At 66.8% G+C, this 22,369-nt stretch carries 22 protein-coding genes; 4 read left to right on the top strand and 18 right to left on the bottom strand.

The genetic code is table 11. The annotated features are described in order from the left end of the window. Positions 1-16: 16 nt before the first annotated feature. The 4 genes from C0V75_RS01330 to C0V75_RS01345 form a co-directional block, all read right to left on the bottom strand. Positions 17-886: a F0F1 ATP synthase subunit gamma gene (locus C0V75_RS01330; RefSeq protein ID WP_101919100.1), complete on the bottom strand. Its 870-nt coding sequence runs from the start codon at positions 884-886 to the stop codon at positions 17-19. Between the two features lie 22 nt (positions 887-908). Further along, the gene (gene atpA / locus C0V75_RS01335; protein ID WP_101919101.1) at positions 909-2,447 is read right to left on the bottom strand and encodes a F0F1 ATP synthase subunit alpha; all 1,539 of its coding nucleotides are present in this window, start codon (positions 2,445-2,447) and stop codon (positions 909-911) included. Then, positions 2,447-3,007 carry a F0F1 ATP synthase subunit delta gene (locus C0V75_RS01340; protein ID WP_101919102.1) on the bottom strand — a complete coding sequence of 187 codons (561 nt, stop codon included), beginning with the start codon at positions 3,005-3,007 and terminating at the stop codon, positions 2,447-2,449. The genes atpA and C0V75_RS01340 overlap by 1 nt, the downstream gene beginning before the upstream one ends. A gap of 275 nt (positions 3,008-3,282) precedes the next feature. Then, positions 3,283-4,050 (bottom strand): class I SAM-dependent methyltransferase, encoded by a 768-nt coding sequence (locus C0V75_RS01345; RefSeq protein WP_101919103.1) that lies wholly within the window; start codon positions 4,048-4,050, stop codon positions 3,283-3,285. Between the two features lie 104 nt (positions 4,051-4,154). Between C0V75_RS01345 and gloB the strand changes: the two genes are divergently transcribed. The 3 genes from gloB to C0V75_RS01360 all read left to right on the top strand — a co-directional run bounded on the left by gloB (position 4,155) and on the right by C0V75_RS01360 (position 8,369). Continuing rightward, positions 4,155-4,922: a hydroxyacylglutathione hydrolase gene (gene gloB, locus C0V75_RS01350; RefSeq protein ID WP_101919104.1), complete on the top strand. Its 768-nt coding sequence runs from the start codon at positions 4,155-4,157 to the stop codon at positions 4,920-4,922. Between the two features lie 166 nt (positions 4,923-5,088). Beyond that, positions 5,089-7,410: an ATP-dependent Clp protease ATP-binding subunit ClpA gene (clpA, locus tag C0V75_RS01355; RefSeq protein ID WP_101919105.1), complete on the top strand. Its 2,322-nt coding sequence runs from the start codon at positions 5,089-5,091 to the stop codon at positions 7,408-7,410. Beyond that, positions 7,407-8,369 (top strand): M23 family metallopeptidase, encoded by a 963-nt coding sequence (locus C0V75_RS01360; protein ID WP_101919106.1) that lies wholly within the window; start codon positions 7,407-7,409, stop codon positions 8,367-8,369. Before clpA ends, C0V75_RS01360 begins: the two co-directional genes overlap by 4 nt. A gap of 215 nt (positions 8,370-8,584) precedes the next feature. Here C0V75_RS01360 and C0V75_RS01365 read toward each other — a convergent pair whose 3' ends face one another. From C0V75_RS01365 to C0V75_RS01375, 3 genes are all read right to left on the bottom strand, one after another. After that, positions 8,585-10,135: a peptidoglycan -binding protein gene (locus tag C0V75_RS01365; protein ID WP_101919107.1), complete on the bottom strand. Its 1,551-nt coding sequence runs from the start codon at positions 10,133-10,135 to the stop codon at positions 8,585-8,587. A gap of 2 nt (positions 10,136-10,137) precedes the next feature. Next, positions 10,138-11,328 (bottom strand): biopolymer transporter ExbB, encoded by a 1,191-nt coding sequence (locus C0V75_RS01370; protein WP_101919108.1) that lies wholly within the window; start codon positions 11,326-11,328, stop codon positions 10,138-10,140. Between the two features lie 73 nt (positions 11,329-11,401). Then, a complete protein-coding gene (locus C0V75_RS01375) occupies positions 11,402-11,950 on the bottom strand; it encodes a gamma-glutamylcyclotransferase (protein WP_101919109.1) in 549 nt (182 codons plus the stop codon). 63 nt (positions 11,951-12,013) lie between these two features. Between C0V75_RS01375 and C0V75_RS01380 the strand changes: the two genes are divergently transcribed. After that, a complete protein-coding gene (locus C0V75_RS01380; RefSeq protein WP_101919110.1) occupies positions 12,014-13,006 on the top strand; it encodes a DUF2125 domain-containing protein in 993 nt (330 codons plus the stop codon). Here C0V75_RS01380 and C0V75_RS01385 read toward each other — a convergent pair. The 11 genes from C0V75_RS01385 to C0V75_RS01435 all read right to left on the bottom strand — a co-directional run bounded on the left by C0V75_RS01385 (position 13,003) and on the right by C0V75_RS01435 (position 22,305). Further along, positions 13,003-13,929 carry an extensin family protein gene (locus C0V75_RS01385; RefSeq protein WP_101919111.1) on the bottom strand — a complete coding sequence of 309 codons (927 nt, stop codon included), beginning with the start codon at positions 13,927-13,929 and terminating at the stop codon, positions 13,003-13,005. The genes C0V75_RS01380 and C0V75_RS01385 overlap by 4 nt on opposite strands. Further along, the gene (locus C0V75_RS01390) at positions 13,930-14,859 is read right to left on the bottom strand and encodes a prephenate/arogenate dehydrogenase family protein (RefSeq protein WP_101919112.1); all 930 of its coding nucleotides are present in this window, start codon (positions 14,857-14,859) and stop codon (positions 13,930-13,932) included. It lies immediately after the preceding gene. A gap of 16 nt (positions 14,860-14,875) precedes the next feature. After that, entirely contained in the window at positions 14,876-15,961 is a 1,086-nt protein-coding gene (gene hisC, locus C0V75_RS01395; protein WP_101919113.1) for a histidinol-phosphate transaminase, read from the bottom strand. Between the two features lie 91 nt (positions 15,962-16,052). After that, positions 16,053-16,583, bottom strand: coding sequence for a TIGR00645 family protein (locus tag C0V75_RS01400; RefSeq protein ID WP_101919114.1), 531 nt, complete (start codon positions 16,581-16,583; stop codon positions 16,053-16,055). Positions 16,584-16,679: 96 nt separating this feature from the next. Continuing rightward, a complete protein-coding gene (gene rpsD / locus C0V75_RS01405; RefSeq protein ID WP_101919115.1) occupies positions 16,680-17,300 on the bottom strand; it encodes a 30S ribosomal protein S4 in 621 nt (206 codons plus the stop codon). 210 nt (positions 17,301-17,510) lie between these two features. Then, a complete protein-coding gene (locus tag C0V75_RS01410; protein ID WP_101919116.1) occupies positions 17,511-18,587 on the bottom strand; it encodes a Hint domain-containing protein in 1,077 nt (358 codons plus the stop codon). Between the two features lie 104 nt (positions 18,588-18,691). Further along, positions 18,692-19,609, bottom strand: coding sequence for a lipid A-modifier LpxR family protein (locus C0V75_RS01415; protein WP_101919117.1), 918 nt, complete (start codon positions 19,607-19,609; stop codon positions 18,692-18,694). 396 nt (positions 19,610-20,005) lie between these two features. Continuing rightward, on the bottom strand, positions 20,006-20,668 hold the full coding sequence (locus C0V75_RS01420) for a hypothetical protein (protein WP_143710367.1): 663 nt from the start codon (positions 20,666-20,668) through the stop codon (positions 20,006-20,008). Next, positions 20,656-21,708 carry an AbrB family transcriptional regulator gene (locus C0V75_RS01425; RefSeq protein WP_101919119.1) on the bottom strand — a complete coding sequence of 351 codons (1,053 nt, stop codon included), beginning with the start codon at positions 21,706-21,708 and terminating at the stop codon, positions 20,656-20,658. The genes C0V75_RS01420 and C0V75_RS01425 overlap by 13 nt, the downstream gene beginning before the upstream one ends. Next, positions 21,695-22,114: a hypothetical protein gene (locus C0V75_RS01430; protein WP_101919120.1), complete on the bottom strand. Its 420-nt coding sequence runs from the start codon at positions 22,112-22,114 to the stop codon at positions 21,695-21,697. Before C0V75_RS01430 ends, C0V75_RS01425 begins: the two co-directional genes overlap by 14 nt. Continuing rightward, positions 22,114-22,305 (bottom strand): SlyX family protein, encoded by a 192-nt coding sequence (locus C0V75_RS01435; protein WP_101919121.1) that lies wholly within the window; start codon positions 22,303-22,305, stop codon positions 22,114-22,116. The genes C0V75_RS01430 and C0V75_RS01435 overlap by 1 nt, the downstream gene beginning before the upstream one ends. Between the last annotated feature and the right edge of the window lie 64 nt (positions 22,306-22,369).

Below are 22,369 nucleotides of genomic sequence, written 5' to 3' on the forward strand. Positions count from 1 at the left end.
TTGTCTCTCCGGTTCCTCAGAGCGCCTCAGCGCCCGAAATGATTTCGATAAGCTCTTTGGTGATCGCGGCCTGACGCGAACGGTTGTACTGGATCGTCAGCTTGTTGATCATGTCGCCCGCGTTCCGCGTGGCGTTGTCCATCGCCGACATCCGCGCGCCCTGCTCGGACGCACCATTCTCCAAGAGCGCCGCGAAGACCTGCGTCGCCACCCCGCGCGGCAGCAGATCCGCAAGGATCGCCTCTTCGCCGGGCTCATAGTGATAGAGCGCGCTGGTCGCCGCCCCGCCCTCGAACTGCGCCGGGATCACCTGCTGCGCGGTCGGGATCTGGCTGATCACCGACTGGAAGCGGTTGTAGAACAGCGTCGCCACGTCGAACTCGCCCGCTTCGAACCGCGCGATCACATCCTTCGCGATGCCCTGCGCATTGGCATAACCGATGCGCTTCACCTCGCTCAGATCGACGTGACCCACGAAATGGGCCGACAGGTCGCGCTTCAACTGCTCGCGCCCCTTCTTGCCGACGGTCAGGATCTTCACCGTCTTGCCCTGCGCCAGCAGTTCATTCGCCCGCGCCCGCGCCAGACGCGCGATGGACGAGTTGAAGCCGCCGCAGAGGCCCCGCTCCGCCGTCATCACGACAAGCAGATGCACCTTGTCCGCCCCCGTCCCCGCCAGAAGGCGCGGCGCGGTGCTGGACTGTCCGACCGACGCCGCCAGTCCGGCCATCACGGCATTCATCCGCTCGGCATAGGGGCGGGCCGCTTCCGCAGCCTCCTGGGCGCGGCGAAGCTTCGCCGCCGCGACCATCTGCATCGCCTTCGTGATCTTCCGCGTGTTCTTAACGCTTCCGATACGGTTCTTTAGGTCCTTCAGGCTGGGCATCTGCCTACTCCCTCAGGGCCAATCAGGCGAAGTCTTTGGCGAATGCATCAAGCTCCGCACGGATCGCCTTTTCCAGATCGCCCGCCACCTTGCGGTCGTTCTTGGTGATGTCCTCCAGCAGCGCCGCGCCCTTGCCGCGCAGATGCTTCAGAAGACCGGCTTCGAAACGGCCCACATCCTTCACCGGGATCTTGTCCAGATAGCCGTTGGTGCCCGCATAGATCACGCAGACGATCTCGGCATTGGTCAGCGGCGAATACTGCGGCTGCTTCATCAGCTCCGTCAGGCGCGCACCCCGGTTCAGCAACTGCTGGGTCGCGGCATCAAGGTCCGACCCGAACTGCGCAAAGGCCGCCATTTCGCGATACTGCGCCAGTTCCAGCTTCACCTTGCCGGCCACCGACTTCATCGCGCTCGTTTGCGCCGAAGACCCCACGCGCGACACCGACAGACCGGTGTTCACCGCCGGACGGATGCCCTGATAGAACAGTTCCGTCTCAAGGAAGATCTGCCCGTCGGTGATCGAGATCACGTTGGTCGGGATGAAGGCCGACACGTCGCCGCCCTGCGTCTCGATGATCGGCAGCGCGGTCAGCGACCCGGCCCCGAAATCCTCGTTCAGCTTGGCCGAACGCTCCAGAAGGCGCGAGTGCAGATAGAACACGTCGCCCGGATAGGCTTCACGCCCCGGCGGGCGGCGCAGCAGCAGTGACATCTGGCGGTAAGCCACGGCCTGCTTGGACAGGTCATCATAGATGATCAGCGCATGGCGGCCGTTGTCGCGGAAATACTCCGCCATTGCGGTCGCGGCATAGGGCGCCAGGAACTGCATCGGCGCGGGGTCCGACGCGGTGGCGGCCACGACGATCGTGTAGGCAATCGCGCCGGTCTCTTCCAGCTTCTTCACAAGCTGCGCCACGGTCGAACGCTTCTGCCCGACGGCGACATAGATGCAGTAGAGTTTCTTCGACTCGTCCGAACCGGCGGCTTCGTTATAGACCTTCTGGTTCAGGATCGTGTCCAGCGCGACGGCGGTCTTGCCGGTCTGGCGGTCGCCGATGATCAGTTCGCGCTGGCCACGGCCAACGGGGATCATCGCGTCCACGGCCTTCAGGCCGGTCGCCATCGGCTCATGCACCGATTTCCGCGGGATGATGCCGGGGGCCTTCACATCGGCCACGCGACGCTCGGTCGCCGCGATCGGGCCCTTGCCGTCGATCGGGTTGCCAAGGCCATCCACGACCCGGCCCAGCAGCGCGTCACCCGCAGGCACGTCCACGATGGATTTGGTCCGCTTGACGACATCGCCTTCCTTGATGTCCTGGTCAGACCCGAAGATCACGACGCCGACATTGTCGACTTCCAGGTTCAGCGCCATGCCGCGGATGCCGCCGGGGAATTCCACCATCTCGCCGGCCTGGACATTGTCCAGACCATGCACGCGGGCAATCCCGTCGCCAACACTCAGCACGCGCCCCACTTCGGCCACTTCGGCATCCTTGCCGAAGTTCTTGATCTGCTCCTTGAGGATCGCAGAGATCTCAGCAGCCTGGATTCCCATCACCCAACCTCTTTCATTGCATTCTGGAGAGCCGCGAGCTTCGACTTGACCGAGGTGTCGATCATGGTCGAGCCCAGCTTGACGACAAGACCGCCGATGAGGCTTTCATCGACGGCAACTTTCAGTTTCACGTCCTTGCCGACACGCGCCTTCAGCGTCGCGGCCAGTTTCTTCGCCTGATCGGCCGACAGGGCAGCAGCCGAGGTCACCTCGGCCGTCACTTCGCCCTTCTCCGCCGCGATCCGCGCCAGCAGGTCGGTCACCAGATGCGGCAGCACGAAGAGGCGGCGGTTCGCCGCCATCAGGGCCAGGGTATTCGCCGTCAGGGCCGACAGCTTCATCTTCTTGGCGATGGCCGCCATGGCCGCCGCCTGATCCTCGCGCGTGATCACCGGCGAGGCGATCATGGCGCGCAGATCGGCGCTGGCCTCCAGCGCCGCGCCCAGCGCCTCGGCATCCGCCTCAAGCGATTTCAGGGCCTTGTCGTCCTTCGCCAGCTCGAACAGAGCCGTGGCATATCTGGCGGCGATGCCGGAGGAGATCGAAGCAGGTTCGGACACGTCAACCCTTCCGCTGTCTGGACCCGCACCCCCGCGAAAAGCAGAGGCACAAGAGGTCAATGGGCGCGGGCATGACCCGCGTCTCGTGATGTCGCGGCGTCATTAGCAGAGGTCCAACAACCCCGCAACCGGGAAGGTCGCGCCTTCGTGACCCTTCCGCATCGCTTTTCCAATCCGTTAGCGCCGCCAGTCCGGCCCTGTGACGTTTTGCACCCCGTCAAGGCACCTGTGGCCCTGCGCCGCAGCGCAGAATCACCTTTTCCCGGATCGCCCGGTTACCCGTCCGCTTCGCGGTTCATCGCCGGTTCCGGCACGCCCTTGCCCACGCCTTCCAGCACCTTCAGGGGCCGCCGCGCCAGCGCGCCCAATCCCCCCCGCGTCGGCGCATAGACCTGCTTCGAAGCCTCCACCATCAACACACCCCCGGCCAGCCAGGGGCCAAAGCGTCGCCCGAACCCTTCCCAGAAATCCGCCGTCCTCAGCCAGAACCGCGCCGAAGACGGCGGCGCGAACAGCGCGGCGCAGGTCCGCTCCGGCGTGAAACCATGCCGCTTCAACTGCGTCTCAAGCTGCGTCATCGAATAAGGCCGCCCGAAACCGAAAGGCGTCCCGTCCCGCCGCGACCACAGGCCCGACCGGTTCGGCACCACGATCAGCGCCTTCCCCCCCGGCCCCAGCACGCGATGCGCCTCGTCCAGCACCGCCGTCGGATGTTCCGATGTCTCCAGCCCGTGCAGCATCACCAGCCGATCCACCAGCCCGGTGGGCAGCGGCCAATGCGTCTCTTCGCAAAGGACGCTCACATTCTCCATGCCCGCAGGCCAGGGCATCACGCCCTGCGGCCCCGGCATCAGCCCGATTACCCGCCGGCTGTCGGCCAGATAGGGGCGCAGCAGGGGGACAGCGAAGCCGAACCCCGCCACCGTCTGCCCACTCTGCACCGGCCAAAGGTCCACCACCCGATCCCGGATCGCCCGCTGCGCCACGCGGCCAAGCTGCGTGCGATAGTAGAAGTTCCGCAGATCCAGCACATCAAGATGCATTGCGCCCGACTTCTCCCCCGGTCCAGACTGCCCCTGCCCGACATGGCCCGGAACATGCAAGACCCATCTCGCGGGCCAGTCTATACAGGATCGGATCAAAGACCATGCCGCTTGAACTCGTCACCGTCCCCTGCCTTGCGGACAATTACGCCTATCTCGTCCATGACGCGGCCAGCGGCGCGACCGCCGTGGTGGATGTGCCCGAGGCCGCGCCGATCCTTGCAGCCCTCGCCGCGCGCGGCTGGCGGTTGACCGACATCTGGCTCACCCATCACCACAGCGACCATATCGACGGCGTCCCCGCCTTGCGCGCGGAAACCGGCGCGCGGGTGACGGGGGCCGCGCAGGATGCCCACCGCCTGCCCCCCCTCGACCACGCCCTGCCCGAGGAAGGCAGCTTCCCCTTCGCAGGCGAGAGGGTGGAAACCCTCCCCGTCCCCGGCCACACCATCGGCCATATCGCCTTCCATATCCCCGCCGCAAAGCTCGCCTTCACCGGTGACAGCCTGATGGCCGCCGGCTGCGGCCGCCTCTTCGAAGGCACGCCCGCCCAGATGTGGGCCTCCCTCTCCCGCCTCGCCGCGCTGCCCCCCGACACGCTGATCTGTTCCGGCCACGAATACACCACCGGCAACCTGCGTTTCGCCCAGACCCTTGAACCCGCCAACCCCGCGCTTATCTCTCGTATCGACCGGGTCGCCGCGCTACGCCGTGATGGCCGCCCCTCCGTCCCGGTCCCGCTCTCCGAGGAACGCGACACCAACCCCTTCCTTCGCGCCCACCTGCCCGGCCTGAAATCCGCCATAGGCCGCCCCGATGCCTCCGACGCCGAAACCTTCGCCGAAATCCGCGCGCGAAAGGACAGGTTCTGAACACTCCCTGCCGCATCATGATCACATTTTGCGTCCACGATGCAGGAAACCACGAAACCGGCCAGAAAACCCTTGAAGTGGGCCGAAATTAGCCGAACTCTAACCCAATGAGGCCACGGTTCGGAGGACCCTCCTCCGCGCCCTGAGAGACAGGAGCACCACCAACGTGCCATCGTTTTCCACCACCCTTGAACAGGCCATCCACGGCGCCCTGGCCCTCGCCAATGCCCGCCGCCACGAACTGGCGACGCTGGAACATCTGCTGCTCGCGCTGATCGACGAACCCGATGCCGCGCGGGTGATGAAGGCCTGCTCGGTCAATCTCGATGAACTCCGCAAGACGCTGGTGGATTTCATCGACGACGACCTCTCCACCCTCGTCACCGATGTCGAAGGGTCCGAGGCCGTGCCGACCGCCGCCTTCCAGCGCGTCATCCAGCGCGCCGCGATCCATGTGCAATCGTCGGGCCGGAACGAGGTGACGGGGGCCAATGTCCTCGTCGCCATCTTCGCCGAACGGGAATCGAACGCCGCCTATTTCCTGCAAGAACAGGACATGACGCGCTACGATGCCGTCAACTTCATCGCCCATGGCGTCGCCAAGGACCCGTCCTATGGCGAAAGCCGCCCGGTCTCCGGCGCCGATGAGGAACGCCAGGAAACCCCCAAGGCCGAGGCGGGGGAGGCGAAGGAATCCGCCCTCTCCAAATACTGCGTCGATCTGAACGTGAAGGCGATCAAGGGCGACGTCGATCCCCTCATCGGCCGCGAGGCCGAGGTGGAACGCGCGATCCAGGTCCTCTGCCGCCGCCGCAAGAACAACCCGCTTCTCGTGGGCGATCCCGGCGTGGGCAAGACGGCCATCGCCGAAGGCCTCGCCTGGAAGATCGTCAAGAAAGAGGTGCCGGAGGTTCTCTCGCGCGCCACGATCTATTCGCTCGACATGGGCGCGCTCCTCGCCGGCACCCGCTACCGGGGTGACTTCGAGGAACGCCTCAAGGCCGTGGTCAAGGAGATGGAGGATCACCCCGACGGCATCCTCTTCATCGACGAGATTCACACCGTCATCGGCGCCGGTGCCACCTCCGGCGGTGCGATGGATGCCTCCAACCTGCTGAAGCCCGCGCTTCAGGGCGGCAAGCTGCGCACCATGGGCTCCACCACCTACAAGGAATTCCGTCAGCACTTCGAAAAGGACCGCGCCCTGTCGCGGCGCTTCCAGAAGATCGACGTGAACGAACCCACGGTGCCGGACGCGATCAAGATCCTCATGGGCCTGAAACCCCATTTCGAGGAACATCACGACCTGCGCTACACCGCCGATGCCATCAAGGCGGCGGTGGAACTGGCGCATCGCTACATCAATGACCGCAAACTCCCCGACAGCGCCATCGACGTGATCGACGAGGCCGGGGCAGCCCAGCACCTCCTTCCCGAAGGCAAGCGCCGCAAGACGCTCGGCACCAAGGAGATCGAGGCGGTGGTGGCGAAAATCGCCCGCATCCCCCCGAAGAACGTCTCCAAGGACGATGCGGAAACCCTGCGCGATCTGGAAAAGACGCTCAAGCGCGTGGTCTTCGGTCAGGACAAGGCCGTGGAGGCGCTCTGCTCCTCCATCAAGCTGGCCCGTGCCGGCCTGCGCGAACCGGAAAAGCCCATCGGCAACTACCTCTTCGCCGGCCCCACGGGCGTCGGCAAGACCGAGGTCGCCAAGCAATTGGCAAGCTCGCTCGGCGTGGAACTGCTGCGCTTCGACATGTCGGAGTACATGGAGAAACACGCCGTCTCCCGCCTGATCGGCGCGCCTCCGGGCTATGTCGGCTTCGATCAGGGCGGCATGCTCACCGATGGCGTGGACCAGCATCCGCATTGCGTGCTGCTGCTCGATGAAATGGAAAAGGCCCATCCGGATGTCTACAACATCCTGCTTCAGGTGATGGACCACGGCAAGCTGACCGATCACAACGGGCGGCAGGTCGATTTCCGCAACGTCATCCTCATCATGACCTCGAACGCGGGCGCCGCCGAACAGGCCAAATCGGCCATCGGCTTCGGCCGCGACCGGCGCACGGGCGAGGATACGGCAGCCATCGAACGCACCTTCACGCCGGAATTCCGCAACCGTCTGGATGCGGTCATCTCCTTCGCCCCGCTCGGCAAGGAGATCATCCTCCAGGTGGTCGAGAAGTTCGTCCTCCAGCTCGAGGCGCAGCTCATGGATCGGGGCGTTCATATCGAACTCACCCCCGAAGCCGCGCAATGGCTGGGCGACAAGGGCTATGATGACAAGATGGGGGCGCGCCCGCTTGGCCGCGTGATCCAGGAACACATCAAGAAGCCGCTGGCCGAGGAACTGCTCTTCGGCAAGCTCACCAAGGGCGGCGTGGTCCGCGTGGCGGTCAAGGACGATGCGATCGACCTGCAAGTGCAGGAACCGCAAAAGCCCCGCCTCACCGGCCAGAAACCGCCGCTGCTCACGGCGGAATGATCCGCCAGACGGCAGCCCTGACATTGGCCCTCGCCACATCGGCGGGGGCCTTTGAATTGGCGCAACCCATCGCCTGCACCCTTGGCAGCGATTGCCACATCCAGAACCATTTCGACCGCGATCCCGGCCCCGGCATGGCCGATATCGCCTGCGGCCATCTCACCTATGACGGCCATGACGGCACCGATTTCGCCCTGCCCGACCTTGCCGCCATGGCACGCGGCGTCGCCGTTCTGGCCGCCGCCCCCGGCCGGGTGACCGGCATCCGCGACGGGATGCCCGATATCGCCATCTCCGATCCCACGGCCCCAGCGCTGGACGGGCGCGATTGCGGCAATGGCGTGGTCATCGACCATGGCGCAGGCTGGCAGACCCAGTATTGCCACCTGAAACGCGGCTCTGTCTCCGTCCGCAGCGGCGATACGGTGGAGACCGGCACGCCGCTCGGCCTTGTCGGCCTGTCCGGCAACACCGAATTCCCCCATGTCCATATCGCCGTGCGCAAGGATGGCATCGCGCTTGATCCTTTCGCCCCCGCAGCCCCCGCCCCCGCCTGCGGCGCCCCCCTCGATGGCCAGCTTTGGGCCACCCCCATCGCCTATGATCCCTTCGGCTTCACCGGCGCGGGCTTCTTCACCGATGTCCCGGCATGGCAGGTGATCAAGGCCGGTCTCGCCAGCCCCGAAACCCTGCCCACCGACGCCCCCGCGCTGGTCTTCTGGGCCGCCTATTTCGGCCCGAAACAGGGCGACAGCCTCACCCTCGCCATCACCGGCCCCATGGGAGAGGTGTTCCGCCAGACCATCACCCTCGACCGCACACAGGCCGTGGCCTTCCGCGCGGGCGGCAAACGCGCCCCTCCGGGCGGCTGGCCTGCGGGCGACTATACCGGCGAAGCCGTGCTCCTGCGCGACGGCGTGGAACTCGGCAGGCAATCGGCGGCCATCAGCCTGCAATAGCCAAGCCCGCCCGCCGCCTGATCCGGGGCCTCGCGGGTTTCAAGAGCCCCAGGGCCAAGGCGGGGCCACCTGCGCAAATGCGCACGGTTAACCATAATCCGCAGCCGATCTCTGCCCGAATTTGTATGTACACTTTGCTGCACAGTTTGCGGCACGGAACACGGCACAGCCGTTTTCCGCCATCCCCCTGAATTCCCGTCAGAAAACAGGCGACCTTAACGCTCGGTCAGCTTCAACTCGATCCGCCGGTTCTGCGCCCGGCTCACCTCGTCATCGCCCTCCGCGACCGGCCGGTATTCCCCGAACCCCGTCGCCGCCAGCCGGTCAGGCGGAAAGCCAAGCTCATCCTGCATGAAGCGCACGACCGACAGCGCCCGCGCCTGCGACAATTCCCAGTTATCGGCAAACTCGCCAAGGCCCGACAAGGGCAGGTTGTCCGTATGCCCGTCCACCCGGATGATCCAGTCGATCTCGGGCGGGATTTCCCCCCTGATTTCATTCAGGATTTCCACCACGCTGGCGATCTGCGCCCGCCCCTCCGGCGCAAGTTCCGCCGCCGCAGGCTGGAACAGCACTTCCGAGGAAAAGACGAACCGATCCCCCACCACCCGCACGCCCTCGCGCCCTGCCAGAAGCTGCGACAGCTTGCCAAAGAACTCCGACCGATACCGCGCCAGATCGGCATTCTCCACCGCCAGCCGCGCCGCCTCTGCCGCCTCCAGTTCCGCCCGCCGCCGCTGTTCGGCGGCCACCTGCGCCAGCGCGGCGTTCAACTGCGTGCCCAGCGATTCAAGCTGCACCTGCGCCGCCTCATCCCGCGCGGCGCTTTCATCCAGCACCGCCTGCAACTGCGCCAGTTGCGACCGCAGCGCCCCGATCTGTTCATTCAGCAGCGCCACTTTCCGCTGCGCTTCCAAAGACTTGGCCTGTTCCTCGCTCAACGCCCGTTCCGCCGCCACCAGGGCCGCATCGCGCGTCGATTGCCCCACCAGACGCTGCGCCGCCTCGGTCTGCGCTGCCGCCAGCAGGGTCAGCGTCTCTTCCGCCTTCTTGCGCTGTTCCTCCAGCGCAAGGGTCATCGCCGCCAATTCGTCATCCGCCCCTTTCAGCCGCTCCCGCAATTCCTCCAGCGCCGCCGCATCCACCAGCCGCGATGCCTCCGCCTCCGACAGTTCCGCCTCGGCGCTCTCGGCCCGCGCCCGCAGGCTGGCCATCATCGCCTCCATCGCCTCGCGCCGCGCCGCCAGCATCCGCGCCGCCTCGGCATTGGCATCCACCTCTTCCCGCGCCTTGGCCAAGGCAAGCTGCATCGCCTCCTGCTCCGACAGAAGCTCCGCCACCTGCCCCTGCGCCGCATCCCGCTCCGCCAGCAGCGACGCCACCTGCGCCTCGAAAGACGCGATCCGCCCCTGCGCCGCCTCCAGCGCCCCCTGCGCCGTGGCAAGCTGCCCGGTCAGCGAGGTGATCATCGCCGCCTGCCGCTCCCCCTCCGCCTGCGCCGCGCTCAACGAGGCGCTCAGTTCTCCCACCTGCGCCTCAAGCCCCGCCGCCCGCTCGCGTTCAAGGCCCAGCGCATCAGCCAGTTGCGCGATCTGGTCCGTCAGGCTGTCCAACTCATTGGTCTGGGTCGTGATCGTGTCGCGCAGCACGGCCTGCATCACGGTGAAGATGGTCAGTACGAACATCATCACCATCAGCAGGGTCGTCACCGCATCGACAAACCCGGGCCAGATCAGATTGGAATCCCGCCTCGACCGCAGCGCCATGATCAGCCCCGCCCCGCCGGTGCGCTGCGCGACAATTGCCGTATCGCCGCCGTCAACGCCGCGATGTCGCCCCGCAGATCGGCCAGCGATTCCTGCCGCCCGGCCGACATTTCCTCAAGAATCTTCAAAAGCTGCACGTCGATCGACCGCAGCCGCATCCGGCTTTCGGCATCGCTGCCCATCGCGCCAGCCTCGCCGCCGCCCAGCACCGCCGCCGTCAGCCGCTCCTGCCCTTCCGCGATCCGCGTCAGGGCCGCCAGCAGCGCCGCATCGCCGGGCCCGTCATCCCGCCGCTCGGACAACCGCGCGATGGCGCGGGCCAGATCGTCGATCTTGTCCTCCACCATCACCCGCGTGATGTCGGACTGGGTATAAAGCGACTGCAACGCATCCATCTGCGCCTGCACCTGATCCAGCACCGCCGCCATCGCCCCGGTATCGCTGCCCTCGCCTTCGCCCGAAGACAGGCCGACCCGCGTGATCGAGGACAGCCATTCCTCCAGTTCCCGGTAGAACCGGTTCTGCCCATGGCCCGCGAACAGTTCCAGAAGCCCGATCACCAGCGATCCGGCCAGCCCCAGAAGCGACGAGGAGAACGCCGTCCCCATCCCACCGAGCTGGCTTTCCAGCCCGCCCAGCAGCTTTTCAAAGATCTGCAACCCCGTCTCGCCTTCCTGCGGGGCAAGGGATCGGATCGTTTCCACCACCGCGGGGACCGTGGTCGCCAGCCCGTAGAAGGTCCCAAGCAACCCCAGAAAGACAAGCAGATTGGCCAGATAGCGCGTTATGTCCCGCGCCTCGTCGATCCGCGTCGCCACCGATTCAAGGATGGACCGCGAGGAAGACGCCGAGATCTGCATCTTCGCCCCCCGCGACCGCAGAAGCGAGGCCAGCGGCGCCAGCAGACGCGGCGGCTTGGTCGCGTCATGGCCCGGAACGTGACGGACGAAATCCTCGATCCAGCTTACCGATTGCACCAGGATGAAGACCTGCCAGAAGCAGGTGATCACCCCAAGCAGGAACACCCCGGCGATGAACCCGTTGACCAGCGGGTTGGACTGGAAGATGCCCGCCACCTGCGTATGGATCAGCCATGCCCCGCTGCCCACCATGCCCGCCACCAGCAGCATCATCACGATCTGCCGGATCGGCTGGCTGAAGGTCGGAGAGGCCTCGCCGCGCTGTTTGTCCATCCACTCTGCCCGTTCTTTGTTGCGCCGTGCCGCCAGAATAGCAGGCCCGATTCCAGTGCCAAGCCGTCGGTAATCAGTGTTGCGTCGGTGTCACGATCTGACGCACCCGCCGCGACAGCCAATCCAGATCTTCATCGCCGATGCCCAGTTCCGCCAGATGCGCGGCGGTGGACCACAGATAATCCCGGTTCGGCCCGCGCCCGCCCGTCGCATCCGCGATGATCCGCGCCTGTTCTTCCAGCGACAGCCCACCGCAATATTGCACATGATCGGGGTCGATGACATAGGCCAGCGCCTCCAGCGCCCGCCCGTCGCTCAGCCGGACGGGCAGGGTCATCTCCAGATAGGCCGATGACACCAGTTCCCGCTCGCGCAGCGCGGCCAGCGTCGCCCCTTCTGCCCCCGGCTCCACCCGGAAGGCCACACCGTCGCAGAAGGCCCCCGCCGCCCGGTCCAGCGCCAGCACCAGCCCCGGCGCTTCCAGGCTGCCGCGATGGTGGATCGACCGCATGCAGAAGGACCGATGCCACCCTTCCAGCCGCGCCACCACCCGTTCCGCCACCGGAAAACCGGGGTCCCAGATCAGCGATCCATAGCCGAAGACCCAAAGCGCATCCGCCATCCGACTGGCCCTCCTGTCCGCCCCCCTGTAAACACAGCCCGCAAGTGAAGGAAAGGGTTGAAGATGCGGGCACTTCTCGTCGTTGTCCTTGTCGCCTCGGGGCTCTGGTCCGGATACTGGGTCCTCGGGTCGCAGGCGATGGAACGCGGCGTGACCGGCTGGTTCACCGCCCAGCAGGGCGCCCCGCTTCAGGCCGAACATCAGGGCATCGCCGTCGCAGGCTTTCCCAACCGCTTCGACCTGACCGTGACCGAACCGCGGCTTGCCGATGCGGCAGCAGGCCTGTCATGGCAGGCCCCCTTCGCCCAGGTCTTCATGATGACATGGAAACCCTGGCACATCATCGCCACGCTGCCCAATGACCAGACCCTCACCCTGCCGGGGCAGGAGGTGGCGCTGACCTCCGCCAGCTTTCAGGCCAGCGCCGTCCTCGTCCCCGGCACCGACCTGACGCTGGACCGCAGCGCGCTGGCCGTGGACACGCTGGCGCTCAGCTCCTCCGCCGGATGGGACATTGCCGCCGCCACCCTTCGCCTCGGCCTGCGCCGCGCGCCCGACCGTGCCGAGGCGCAGGAACTGGCGCTGGAACTCACCACCCTTTCGCCCCCCGCCGCGCTGGCGGCCAGCCTCGCCGATGCCGCCGACCTGCCCGAACAGATCGACCTGCTGCGCATCGACAGCGTCCTCGGCCTCTCCGCCCCGCTTGACCGCCATGTCGGCACGACCCGGCCCGCGCTTCAGGACATCACCCTGCGCGAAGGCCTGCTCCGCTGGGGCGACCTCGTCCTCTCGGCTTCAGGCAGCCTCACCCCTGCCGCCGATGGCACGCCCGAAGGCCGCATCGACCTGCGGGTGGAAAACTGGCGCAAGTTGGTGCCGCTGCTCGTCGCCTCGGGCACGATCAGCCCGCAGCAATCCGAAACCGTCACCCGCGCGCTTGGCCTTCTTGCCACGCAGGGCGGCAATCCCGATGTGCTGCCCCTGCCGCTCACATTCGCCCAGGGCTGGATGAGCCTCGGCCCCCTGCCCCTCGGTCCCGCGCCGCAGGTCTTCTAGCGGCAATAGGGCCCATTGCCGTGGCTGGCCGTGTCGAAATGCAGATGGTCTTCGTGATAGCCGTCCGATCCCGGCCCCAGCGTCGTGCCGAAGATGCCGCAAGCCGCGCGATGCGCCCGCCGCATCTGGCGGTTGTAATCGTCTGAGACCGACAGTTCCCGCCCGTTCGACAGGATGAAGCCGGAAATGTCGATCGCCTTGCCGCGCCCATGTTCGCTGATCTTCGCGCCCCGGATGTTGTTGCGCGGACGGCAGATGTAGCTGGCTGCGACACGTAGCTCCACCACCTCCTGCCGGCCGAAGGCGGGGCGCATCCCGTCCTCGATCCAGGTCTTCAGGGCGCGCGCCGTGGGGCAGTCGATGGTGGCCGGCGTGGTCAGGCGCACGCCATCGACCATGGTCACCCGCACCGGCTCCTCCACCCCGCAGCCGCGCACATTCGAGGTGATCCGCGCCAGTTCCTCGCCCCGGATCGCCCGGTCGCCGCAGACAAAGCCATCTCCCGGCTCGGCGCGTTCCGACCGGTCCTCCCGGTCGCGCCGCCCGAAAAGCCCGCCGAACAGGCCCCCGCGCCGCTCCCGCTCCACCACCGGGGGCGGGCTGGCGGCGGCCACCTCCACCGCCCCACGGCCAAGTCCCTCGGGCCGTGGCATCGGGCGGATCACCGGCACCTGCGCCATCAGGCCCCCGGGCTGCGGCGGCAGGGCCGCCGTCATCGCGGCAGGGACCATCCCGCCGGGCCGGGGACGCGGGCGCAGCGACGTGACCCCCGCAACCACGGCAGGGCTTGCAGCGGCAGGGGCCACTTCCGCCACGGCACCGGGGCGCGGCATGGGCCGGGGCGAGGTCGCCATCTCCTGCGCCAGCGCCCCCCCTGCCGTCAGGCAGGCCAGCAGCCCCAGCGCGGCGACGGCCCTGCGCATTCAGCCGCCCTTCGGCGCGGCCAGCGCCACGCGCCCGAAATCGGGCGCCGCCGTATCCTGCCCGGCCTCGATGATCCCGCGCCGGATGGCCCGCGTGCGGGTGAAATAGGCGTGCAGATGATCCCCGTCGCCCAGCCGGATCGCCCGTTGCAGCGCAAACAGCTCTTCGGTGAAGCGGCCAAGGATATCCAGCGTCGCCTCCTTGTTGGTCAGGAACACGTCCCGCCACATCGTCGGGTCCGAGGCCGCGATCCGCGTGAAATCCCGGAACCCGGCGGCGGAATAGTTGATCACCTCGCTGTCCGTCACCCGGCTCAGGTCATCGGCGACGCCCACCATCGTATAGGCAATCAGATGCGGGGTGTGAGAGGTGACCGCCAGCACAAGGTCGTGATGGGCGGCATCCATCTCATCCACCTTGGCCCCAAATCCCTCGAACAGCGCGCGCAGCCGCGCCACGGCCCCCGTATCCGCGCCTTCCGGCGTCAACAGCCACCAGCGGTTCTCGAACAGCGTGGCGAAACCCGAATGCGGCCCCGAATGCTCCGTCCCGGCAATGGGATGGCCCGCGATGAAATGCACGCCATCGGGCATATGCGGTGCCACGGCGGCAATCACCGCCTGCTTCACCGATCCCACATCCGTCACCGTCGCTCCGGGCGCCAGATGCGGCCCGATCTCGGCGGCAATCTCGCCCATCGCCCCCACCGGCACGGCCAGAACCACCAGATCGGCCCCTGCCACGGCCTTGGCCGCCGTAGCCTCCACCCGGTCGCAGAACCCGATCTCCAGAGCCGCCGCCCGCGTCTCGGCCGACCGGGCGTAACCCACGATCTCGCCCGCCAGTCCCTTGGCCTTCATCGCATGGGCCATGGACGACGCGATCAGCCCCAGCCCGATCAGCGCGACCCGTTCGTAAAGGACAGCCATCACTTCACGCCCCGCATCACTTGACGCCCTTGAACTGCGCCACGGCATGGGCGACCCGGCGGCACGACGCCTCATCCCCCACGGTGATCCGCAGGCAATGCGGCAGCTTGTATCCCGCCACCCGCCGCACGATCAGCCCCTGCTGCTGCAAGAAGGCATCGCAGGCAACCGCCTCTTCCTCGCTGGCAAAACGCGCCAGCACGAAATTCGCCATCGACGTGTCCGACGGCACGCCCAATTCCGCCAGCGCGACCGAAAGCCAATGCCGCATCCGTGCATTCTCGGCCCGGCAGCGATTGACGAAATCCTGATCCCGAACCGCCGCCTCCGCCGCCTCCAACTGGGTGGACGACAGGTTGAACGGCCCCCGGATGCGGTTCAGAACATCAATGATCGCACGCGGCCCATAGCCCCAGCCGATCCGCAACCCGCCCAGACCGTAAATCTTGGAAAAGGTCCGCGTCATGAAGACGTTGGACCGCGCCTCAAGGATCGACAGACCCCCGTCATAGCCTTCCACATATTCCGCATAGGCCCCGTCCAGCACGAGGATCGCCTGCCGCGGCAACCCATCCGCCAGCCGCGCGATCTCGGCATTCGAAATCATGGTGCCGGTCGGGTTGTTCGGATTGGCGATGAAGACGATCTTCGTGCGCCGGTTGCAGGCGGCAAGGATGGCATCCACATCCGTCGTCCGTTCCCGCTCGCGCACCTCGACCGGGGTCGCCCCCACGGCCAGCGCAGAAATGCGATACATCAGGAACCCGTGTTCGGTGAACACGACCTCATCCTTCGGCCCGGCATAGGCCTGGCACAAGAAGGTGATGATCTCATCCGACCCCACGCCACAGATCACGCGGCCTGCATCCAGCCCATGCACCTCGGCAATCGCCTCGCGCAAGCTGGCATGGTCGGTCGATGGATAGCGGTGCAGGGTGTGGACGCTCCTCTGAAACGCCTCTTTCGCGCGGTCCGACGGGCCGAAGGGATTCTCGTTCGACGACAGCTTGACCACATTGGTCATGCCCGCGACATGCGCCTTCCCACCCTCGTAAAGGGCGATGTCAAGGATACCGGGCTGCGGTCGGATGGCGTCGGTCATGTCGGCAAGATTCCCCCGTTCCTGCGGGGTTCTAGCTTTCGCCGGGGGCCAAGGCCAGACGGTTTATCGCCGCCCCCTGCACTTCGCGCCCTCACTTCGCAGACCGCGCCTGCAACCAGTCCATCAGCGCCATCAGAACCCCCGAAACCACGAAACTCATATGGATCACCGTCAGCCAGAACAGATGCCCCTCATCCGGCGGGGGGGTGGTGGGATCCCCGATCTCCATGAACCGCTTCAACAGATGGATGGCCGATATCGCCACGATCGAGGCGATCAACTTCATCTTCAGCCCGCCGAAATCCACCTTGCCCATCCAGCCGGGCCGATCGGTCCCCGGATCGAAGTCGAACTTAGACACGAAACTCTCATATCCCGAAAACATCACGATCAGCAGCAGGTTCGCCGCCAGCGTCAGGTCGATCAGCGTCAGCACCACCAGAATGGTCTTCTCCGGGCTGAGGCTCAGCATCTGCGGCACGTAATAGGCCAGCTCGCGGAAGAAGATCACCAGCAGCATCAAAAGCGCCACGATCAACCCCAGATACATCGGCGCCATCAGCCAGCGGCTGGCGAACAGCCCCCGCTCCAGCACCGATTCCGCCGTCTGCCGATCCGCCATCACCGCCTCCGTTTCCCGGCAAACTGTCACGCCCGCCCTGAAAAGCAAGAGGCCCGCCACGAAGGGCGGGCCTCTCTCCACGCAAAGGCGCGGAAATCAGTTCTTCGCGTAGTATTCGACCACGAGGTTCGGTTCCATCTGCACCGGATAGGGCACATCGCCCAGGCTCGGGGTGCGGACGAATTTCACGATCATCTTGGAATGATCAACCTCAAGGTAATCCGGCACGTCCCGCTCGGTCAGGGCGACGGCTTCCAGAACCAGCGCCATCTGCTTGGACTTCTGCCGCACTTCGACGATATCGCCTTCCTTCACGCGGTAGGAGGCGATGTTCACGCGCTTGCCGTTCACGGTCACATGGCCGTGGTTCACGAACTGGCGGGCCGCGAAAATCGTCGGCACCAGCTTGGCGCGATAGACCACCGCATCCAGACGGCGCTCCAGCAGGCCGATCAGCATCTCGCCGGTATCGCCCTTCACCCGCTCCGCTTCCGCATAGATCTTGCGGAACTGCTTTTCGGTCAGGTCACCGTAGTAACCCTTCAGCTTCTGCTTGGCGCGCAGCTGCGTGCCGAAGTCCGACAGCTTGTTCTTGCGGCGCTGGCCGTGCTGGCCGGGGCCGTATTCGCGCTTGTTCACCGGGGATTTCGGACGGCCCCAGATGTTCTCGCCCATGCGGCGGTCGATCTTGTACTTGGCAGAGGTGCGTTTCGTCACCGCTGATCTCCTTCGATTGTTCGGCTTTCGGCTTGCCCGAAAACCGGTATCCACTTTTCGGGCCTCAGCCCGCCGAAGGGCGTTGTCCTTTGGTCCTTCGGACCCGACAGGCTTCCCCTTGCGGGGGCCACCAACACCAATGAAAAGCCCCGGCCTTTCAGCCGGGACCGGGGGCTTATACAGCCGCATCGGGCAGAGTCAACAGCCGCCTCACGCGGCGATGTCATGGCGCAGAAGCGCCGCCTCGCTGGCCGAAAGGTTGCGCCGCGCGTAATCGCCATAGGCTTCCGGCGTCCGCATCACGCCGGGCACCACGCGCAGCAGATCCTCGCGCTGGTCCGGTTCGATCATTTCCAGCGCCGTGTTCGACGGATGAAAACTCTCCGTCTCGATCCCATTGGCAAAGACGATGTTGTGCCGCTCCAGCAGGATATGGACATAGGTCACCTCCCGCAGCGCATGATCCACCATGATCGACGCGTCGTTGATCAGATCCTCCGCCCGCACCAGAACCTCGGACGTCCCGAACAGCGCCTGCGCCGCCGCCCCCTTCACCAGCATCCGATGCGCCGGCGACACGATCAGGTCCGGCTCCGGCAGATCAAGGCCCAGCGCCCCGGCACGAAACCGGATCGGCCGCAGATGCGGCATCGCATAAAGCCGTGCGCCCGTCATCCGGCGATGCCCCATCCACAGCACCTGCTGCGGCCCGTCATCCTTTGTCAGCACATGGTCGCCCGGCCGCAGCGCCTGGATCAGCTTCGGCCCCTCCGGCGTCGCGATCCGCGTGCCGGGGGTGAAGCAGATCACCCCGCCCCCCTCTCGCCCGCCCGCCGCCACGCGCGCCCGGTCGATCGAGGTCCGCACGACCCACAGGTCGCGATTGGCGGGCGGCACCTCGCCCAGCATCATCACCAGCCGCGTGCCGCTGTCCGGCACCGGAATGATGGTCAAAGGATAGCTCGCCACCCCATCGGTGACGATGAACCCCTGATCCGGCAGATCGTCCTCGATCTCGGCGGCAGAGGCTTCCTCTTCCTCCTCCGCCCGGCCGACTGCCGTGCCGATCAGGCGGCGCACCATGCGCGCCGCGCGTTTCCTGATTTCCGCCGCCCCCTCGGCCGCCTCAAGAAGCAGAAGGTCCGATGCGCCATCCACCCGCACCGCCTGCCCGGTCCAGCGCCACGCGGCACCGACCGACAGGAGGTCGATAGACGCCCCCGCCACACCATCCACTTCCGTCTGCGCCCAGGAAATGACGAACGTGCCCCGAGAGCCCGCGATCATGCCTGTTTTGCCTGCTCGTTTTAGTCTTTTTCTGGCGTCAAAGCTAACAGTGATACCAACCTTTGGCTATGGCCCCTGCGCAACACTCTGCGTTTTCGCACAGATCAGAAGCGCAACCGAAGGTTGACCGCACCCAGAACCTGCCCTTCCGGCTGTTCCTCGAACTCTTCGCTCAGCCAGGTCAGGCCATAGAACACCTCGTTCTGCCCGCCCTGCCAATGCACGCCCATCCGCGCCCGTGCCCGCGTGTCCGATGGCGTGATGGGGTCACCGGCCAGGAAGAATTCGCTGTCATAGACCTCGGCGAAATCCGCGCCCATCGTCAGGCTGAACCCGTCAGCGCCGCTGATCCCGGTGCCGCGATAGCGTTGTCCCGTCGTCGTGTCGCGGATCATCAGCGCATCCCCGCCGAAACTGCCGAAGGTCACATCCCCGCCGATCCGCAGCAGGGTCTCCGCCCCCGCCTGCATTTCGACAAAGGGGCGAAGCCGCGCATCCGCGCCCAGCGCGAAGGTCCGCCCGAATTCCGCCGTCACGGTCGGCAGAACGTCATTGCCGATCTGCGTGCCGAACACCGTCGGGGTCGCCAGACCCAGTAGGTCATGCAGATCGCCATGCAGGTCGCTGATCCCGTTCTGCGGCCCCACGATCACCGCATCAAGGCCAAGGCTCGACTCGATCCCGCGCGTCTCGAAATGCGTATGCACACCCAGCGTCAGCGCGCCCACATAGCGGCGGTCCCGCGCCGCCGGGGTAATCAGGTCTGCCGGGGCGATCGTTTCGGCCCGCAGGCGGAATTCCAGGATCGCGCCGGGCTGGCCGGGCAGCGCCCCGTCCCAGGCCGGGCCACGCACCCAGCTTACGACAAGGGACCCGGTCCGCCAGCGATCCTCGCCATCGCCAATAGCGTCATTCGTCAGCAGGCGCCCCCAGCCCAGCATCTCGCGCTCCTGCGCGGCAACGGGGGCGACAAGCGCGGCGGAAAGGAAAATCGCGGCCAGGGCCGATCTGGGCAAGGTCATCGGTCAATCCAGTCGTTAGCCCCCCCAGGCCGAACAAGATATTAACCTGTGTTCGCCCGCCGCGCCACCCCATCCGGCCCCGATGCCCGGCAGGCCGAAGGCCACTGTGTCAAAATGGCAATCTGTCGGGAATGACCATTCGCGACATGCGACCTGCATCCCCGCCAGAACGACCGATCCCGCCACACATACAAGGAGAAAAAGGGGGGCATTGGCAGGTGACCATTTTCATCCCGATAAAGCGGCGCGTTCGTCAAGCTCGTCAAATTCGCTGCGTGTTCATCCGGGAAAACCTTTCTATCCGGATGGTTTAGGGCGAAATCGTCCTTGGTCGCCGTCGGTTCGTGTAGATGGTGTTCGGTTAAGCGGCTTCGGCCGCCTGTAGGCCGGCGGCGATCAGACCCCGCCTTCCGCGCCGCGGGCCGGCCGTCCGCGCCACAGCCCGACCGCCGCTCCCAGAGGCAGGGCAAGCCCCGCCACAGGCCAGACCGGCGCGCCCGGGGCCACCGCAAGGCAGGTCGCCGCCACCCCCAGCGCCAGCCCCCAGGCCAGCCCCTTCCCCTGCGGCAGGATCAGCGCCACCTGCGCCAGAACCGCCGCCGCCACCAGCAGCCGCAACCGCAGCGCGTCCTCCCCCGCCCAGAGCACCAGCCCCGCCAGCACCGCAACAAGCAGCCCCGCCGCAGCCATCCGCGCAGCCGTCACGCCCCAGACCGTTCCCCGCCGCATCATCGGCAGCGCCAGCAGCAGCAGCGCCACCGCCCACAGAACCCAATTCCCGAAAACCCCGGCCACCGCCCCCGCCACAGCGCCCTGCGCCCGGTTCACCGCCGAAAAGGCAAAGACCAGCAGGATCAGCGCCAGCGCCCGCAACACCCCCTCCGCCCGGCTCGTCAAGGGCAACTCCACCGCGCCCCGCAACAGCATCAGCGCCCCCAGCAGCAGGATGAACGCCGCCCATTGCGCCCCCGCCAGCGACAGCCCCACCGCCACCGCCGCACAGCCGATCCCGAAGACCCGCGCCCAATCCCGCTGCCGCATCCCCCTCATCCGATCCACCGCCGTCCCCCCTTGGCCATCATCACGCTCAGCACGATCCGCGCCACGTGATGCACCGTCACATAGACCACGCTCATCTGAAGCGAGAGCGCGATCAGGCTCATCTCCGCCAATCCGCCCGGCGCGAAGGCCAGGAAGACCGCCGCCACCGGCTCCTCCACCCAACCCGCCAGCACCACGGCGAACCCATAGGCCAGGCCCAGCGCCAATATCGCATTCACCACCGCCAGCCGCGCCGCCCGCCACAGCAGCGCCCCCTCCGCCCCGGCGAATCGCGCGCCCAGCCCGCAGCCGATCACCACCTGCGTCACCCCCACCAGCCAGGCCGGCGGCACGCCCTGCACCAGCCCCGCCGCATGGGCCACGGCGGAAAACAGGATCGGCCCGGTCATTATCGCCGCGGGCAGCCGCAGCAACCGCCCCACCCAGACGCCCAATCCCCCCGCCGCCAGCAGCACCGCCACCTCATAGACCGTCAAAGGCACCGCCGCCGCCGGCAGTTCCGCCCCGCTGGCCGATCCCACCATGCCCCCGGTCAGCCCCATGAAGATCAGCGGCACGAAGATGATGGTCAGGATCAGCCGCAGGAATTGCAGCACCGTCATCAACTTGACGTCGCCGCCCGCCTCCTCGCCCATCTGCACCGTCTCGATCAACCCGCCCGGCACCGCGCCGAAGAAACTCTCCAGCTTCGGCAACCCGCCCAGGCGAAAGATGGCAAACCCCATCCCATGCGCCAGCGGCAGAAACAGCAGCAGCGCCAGCATCGAAGGCCACCACGCCCCCGCCTGCCCCAGAACCTCGGGCGTGAAGGCCCCGCCGATCGCCACGCCGATCACCGGCACAAAGGCCGTCCGCAGCGTCAGGGGCAGCGTGATCGCTCGCCCGAGGGGCCGCCAGCCCGCCGCCGCGATCACCCCCGTCACCACCAGCGACCCCAGCAGCAACGCCAGCGGCAGATGCAGCAGCAGCGCCACCCCGCCCCCCGCCGCGCCAAGGCCCAGCGTCATCAGGATCGCCAGCAGATCAGCGCGCGTCACGTGCCCTCCACAGCGCGAAGACCATCCCGCCCGACAGCGCCGCAGTCGTCCAGCGGCTGGCCGTCAGACGCCACTCCGCAAGGCTGCGCGGCTCGATCAGATCGCCATAGCGGATCACCAGCCCCTCCTCGACCACGATCACGGCCAGGGCCGCGCCCCCCGCCAGCAGCGCAGCCAGACACCAACCCCGGCGCGGCCCGGCGGCCAGCAGGACCAAGGCCCCCAGCAGGGCCGCCAGATGGCACCAGACCACGCCCAGGTCTCCATACCACCGCGCCCGCAGCATCGCCGTGTCGTAGATCGGATCGCCCCGCGTGCTCAAGGGCAGCACGACCGTCGCCGCGAAATAGCCCGCCGTCACCCCGGCCGACAGCACGGCCACCCTCCAGACCCAGCCCCGCCACATCACCAATGCGGCGGCTTCACATTGGCGGCAGGCCCCTCGCCCGCCATCGCCTCGCGCTCCGCCTCCCGCTCCACCAGCAGATGCACCAACCGCGTCAGCCGCTCCAACTCCTTCGCCTGCCCGGCCACCACATCCGACAGGTCATCCACCGCCCGCATCAGATGCGCGACCCGTTCCTCAAGCTCCACCATCGCGCCCTCCGCCGCTTGCCGCCTCTTGCCCCTTCCGTTACACGGGCGGCGACAGAAAGCGAAG

Source organism: Tabrizicola sp. TH137, assembly GCF_002855575.1.
GTDB lineage: Bacteria > Pseudomonadota > Alphaproteobacteria > Rhodobacterales > Rhodobacteraceae > Paragemmobacter.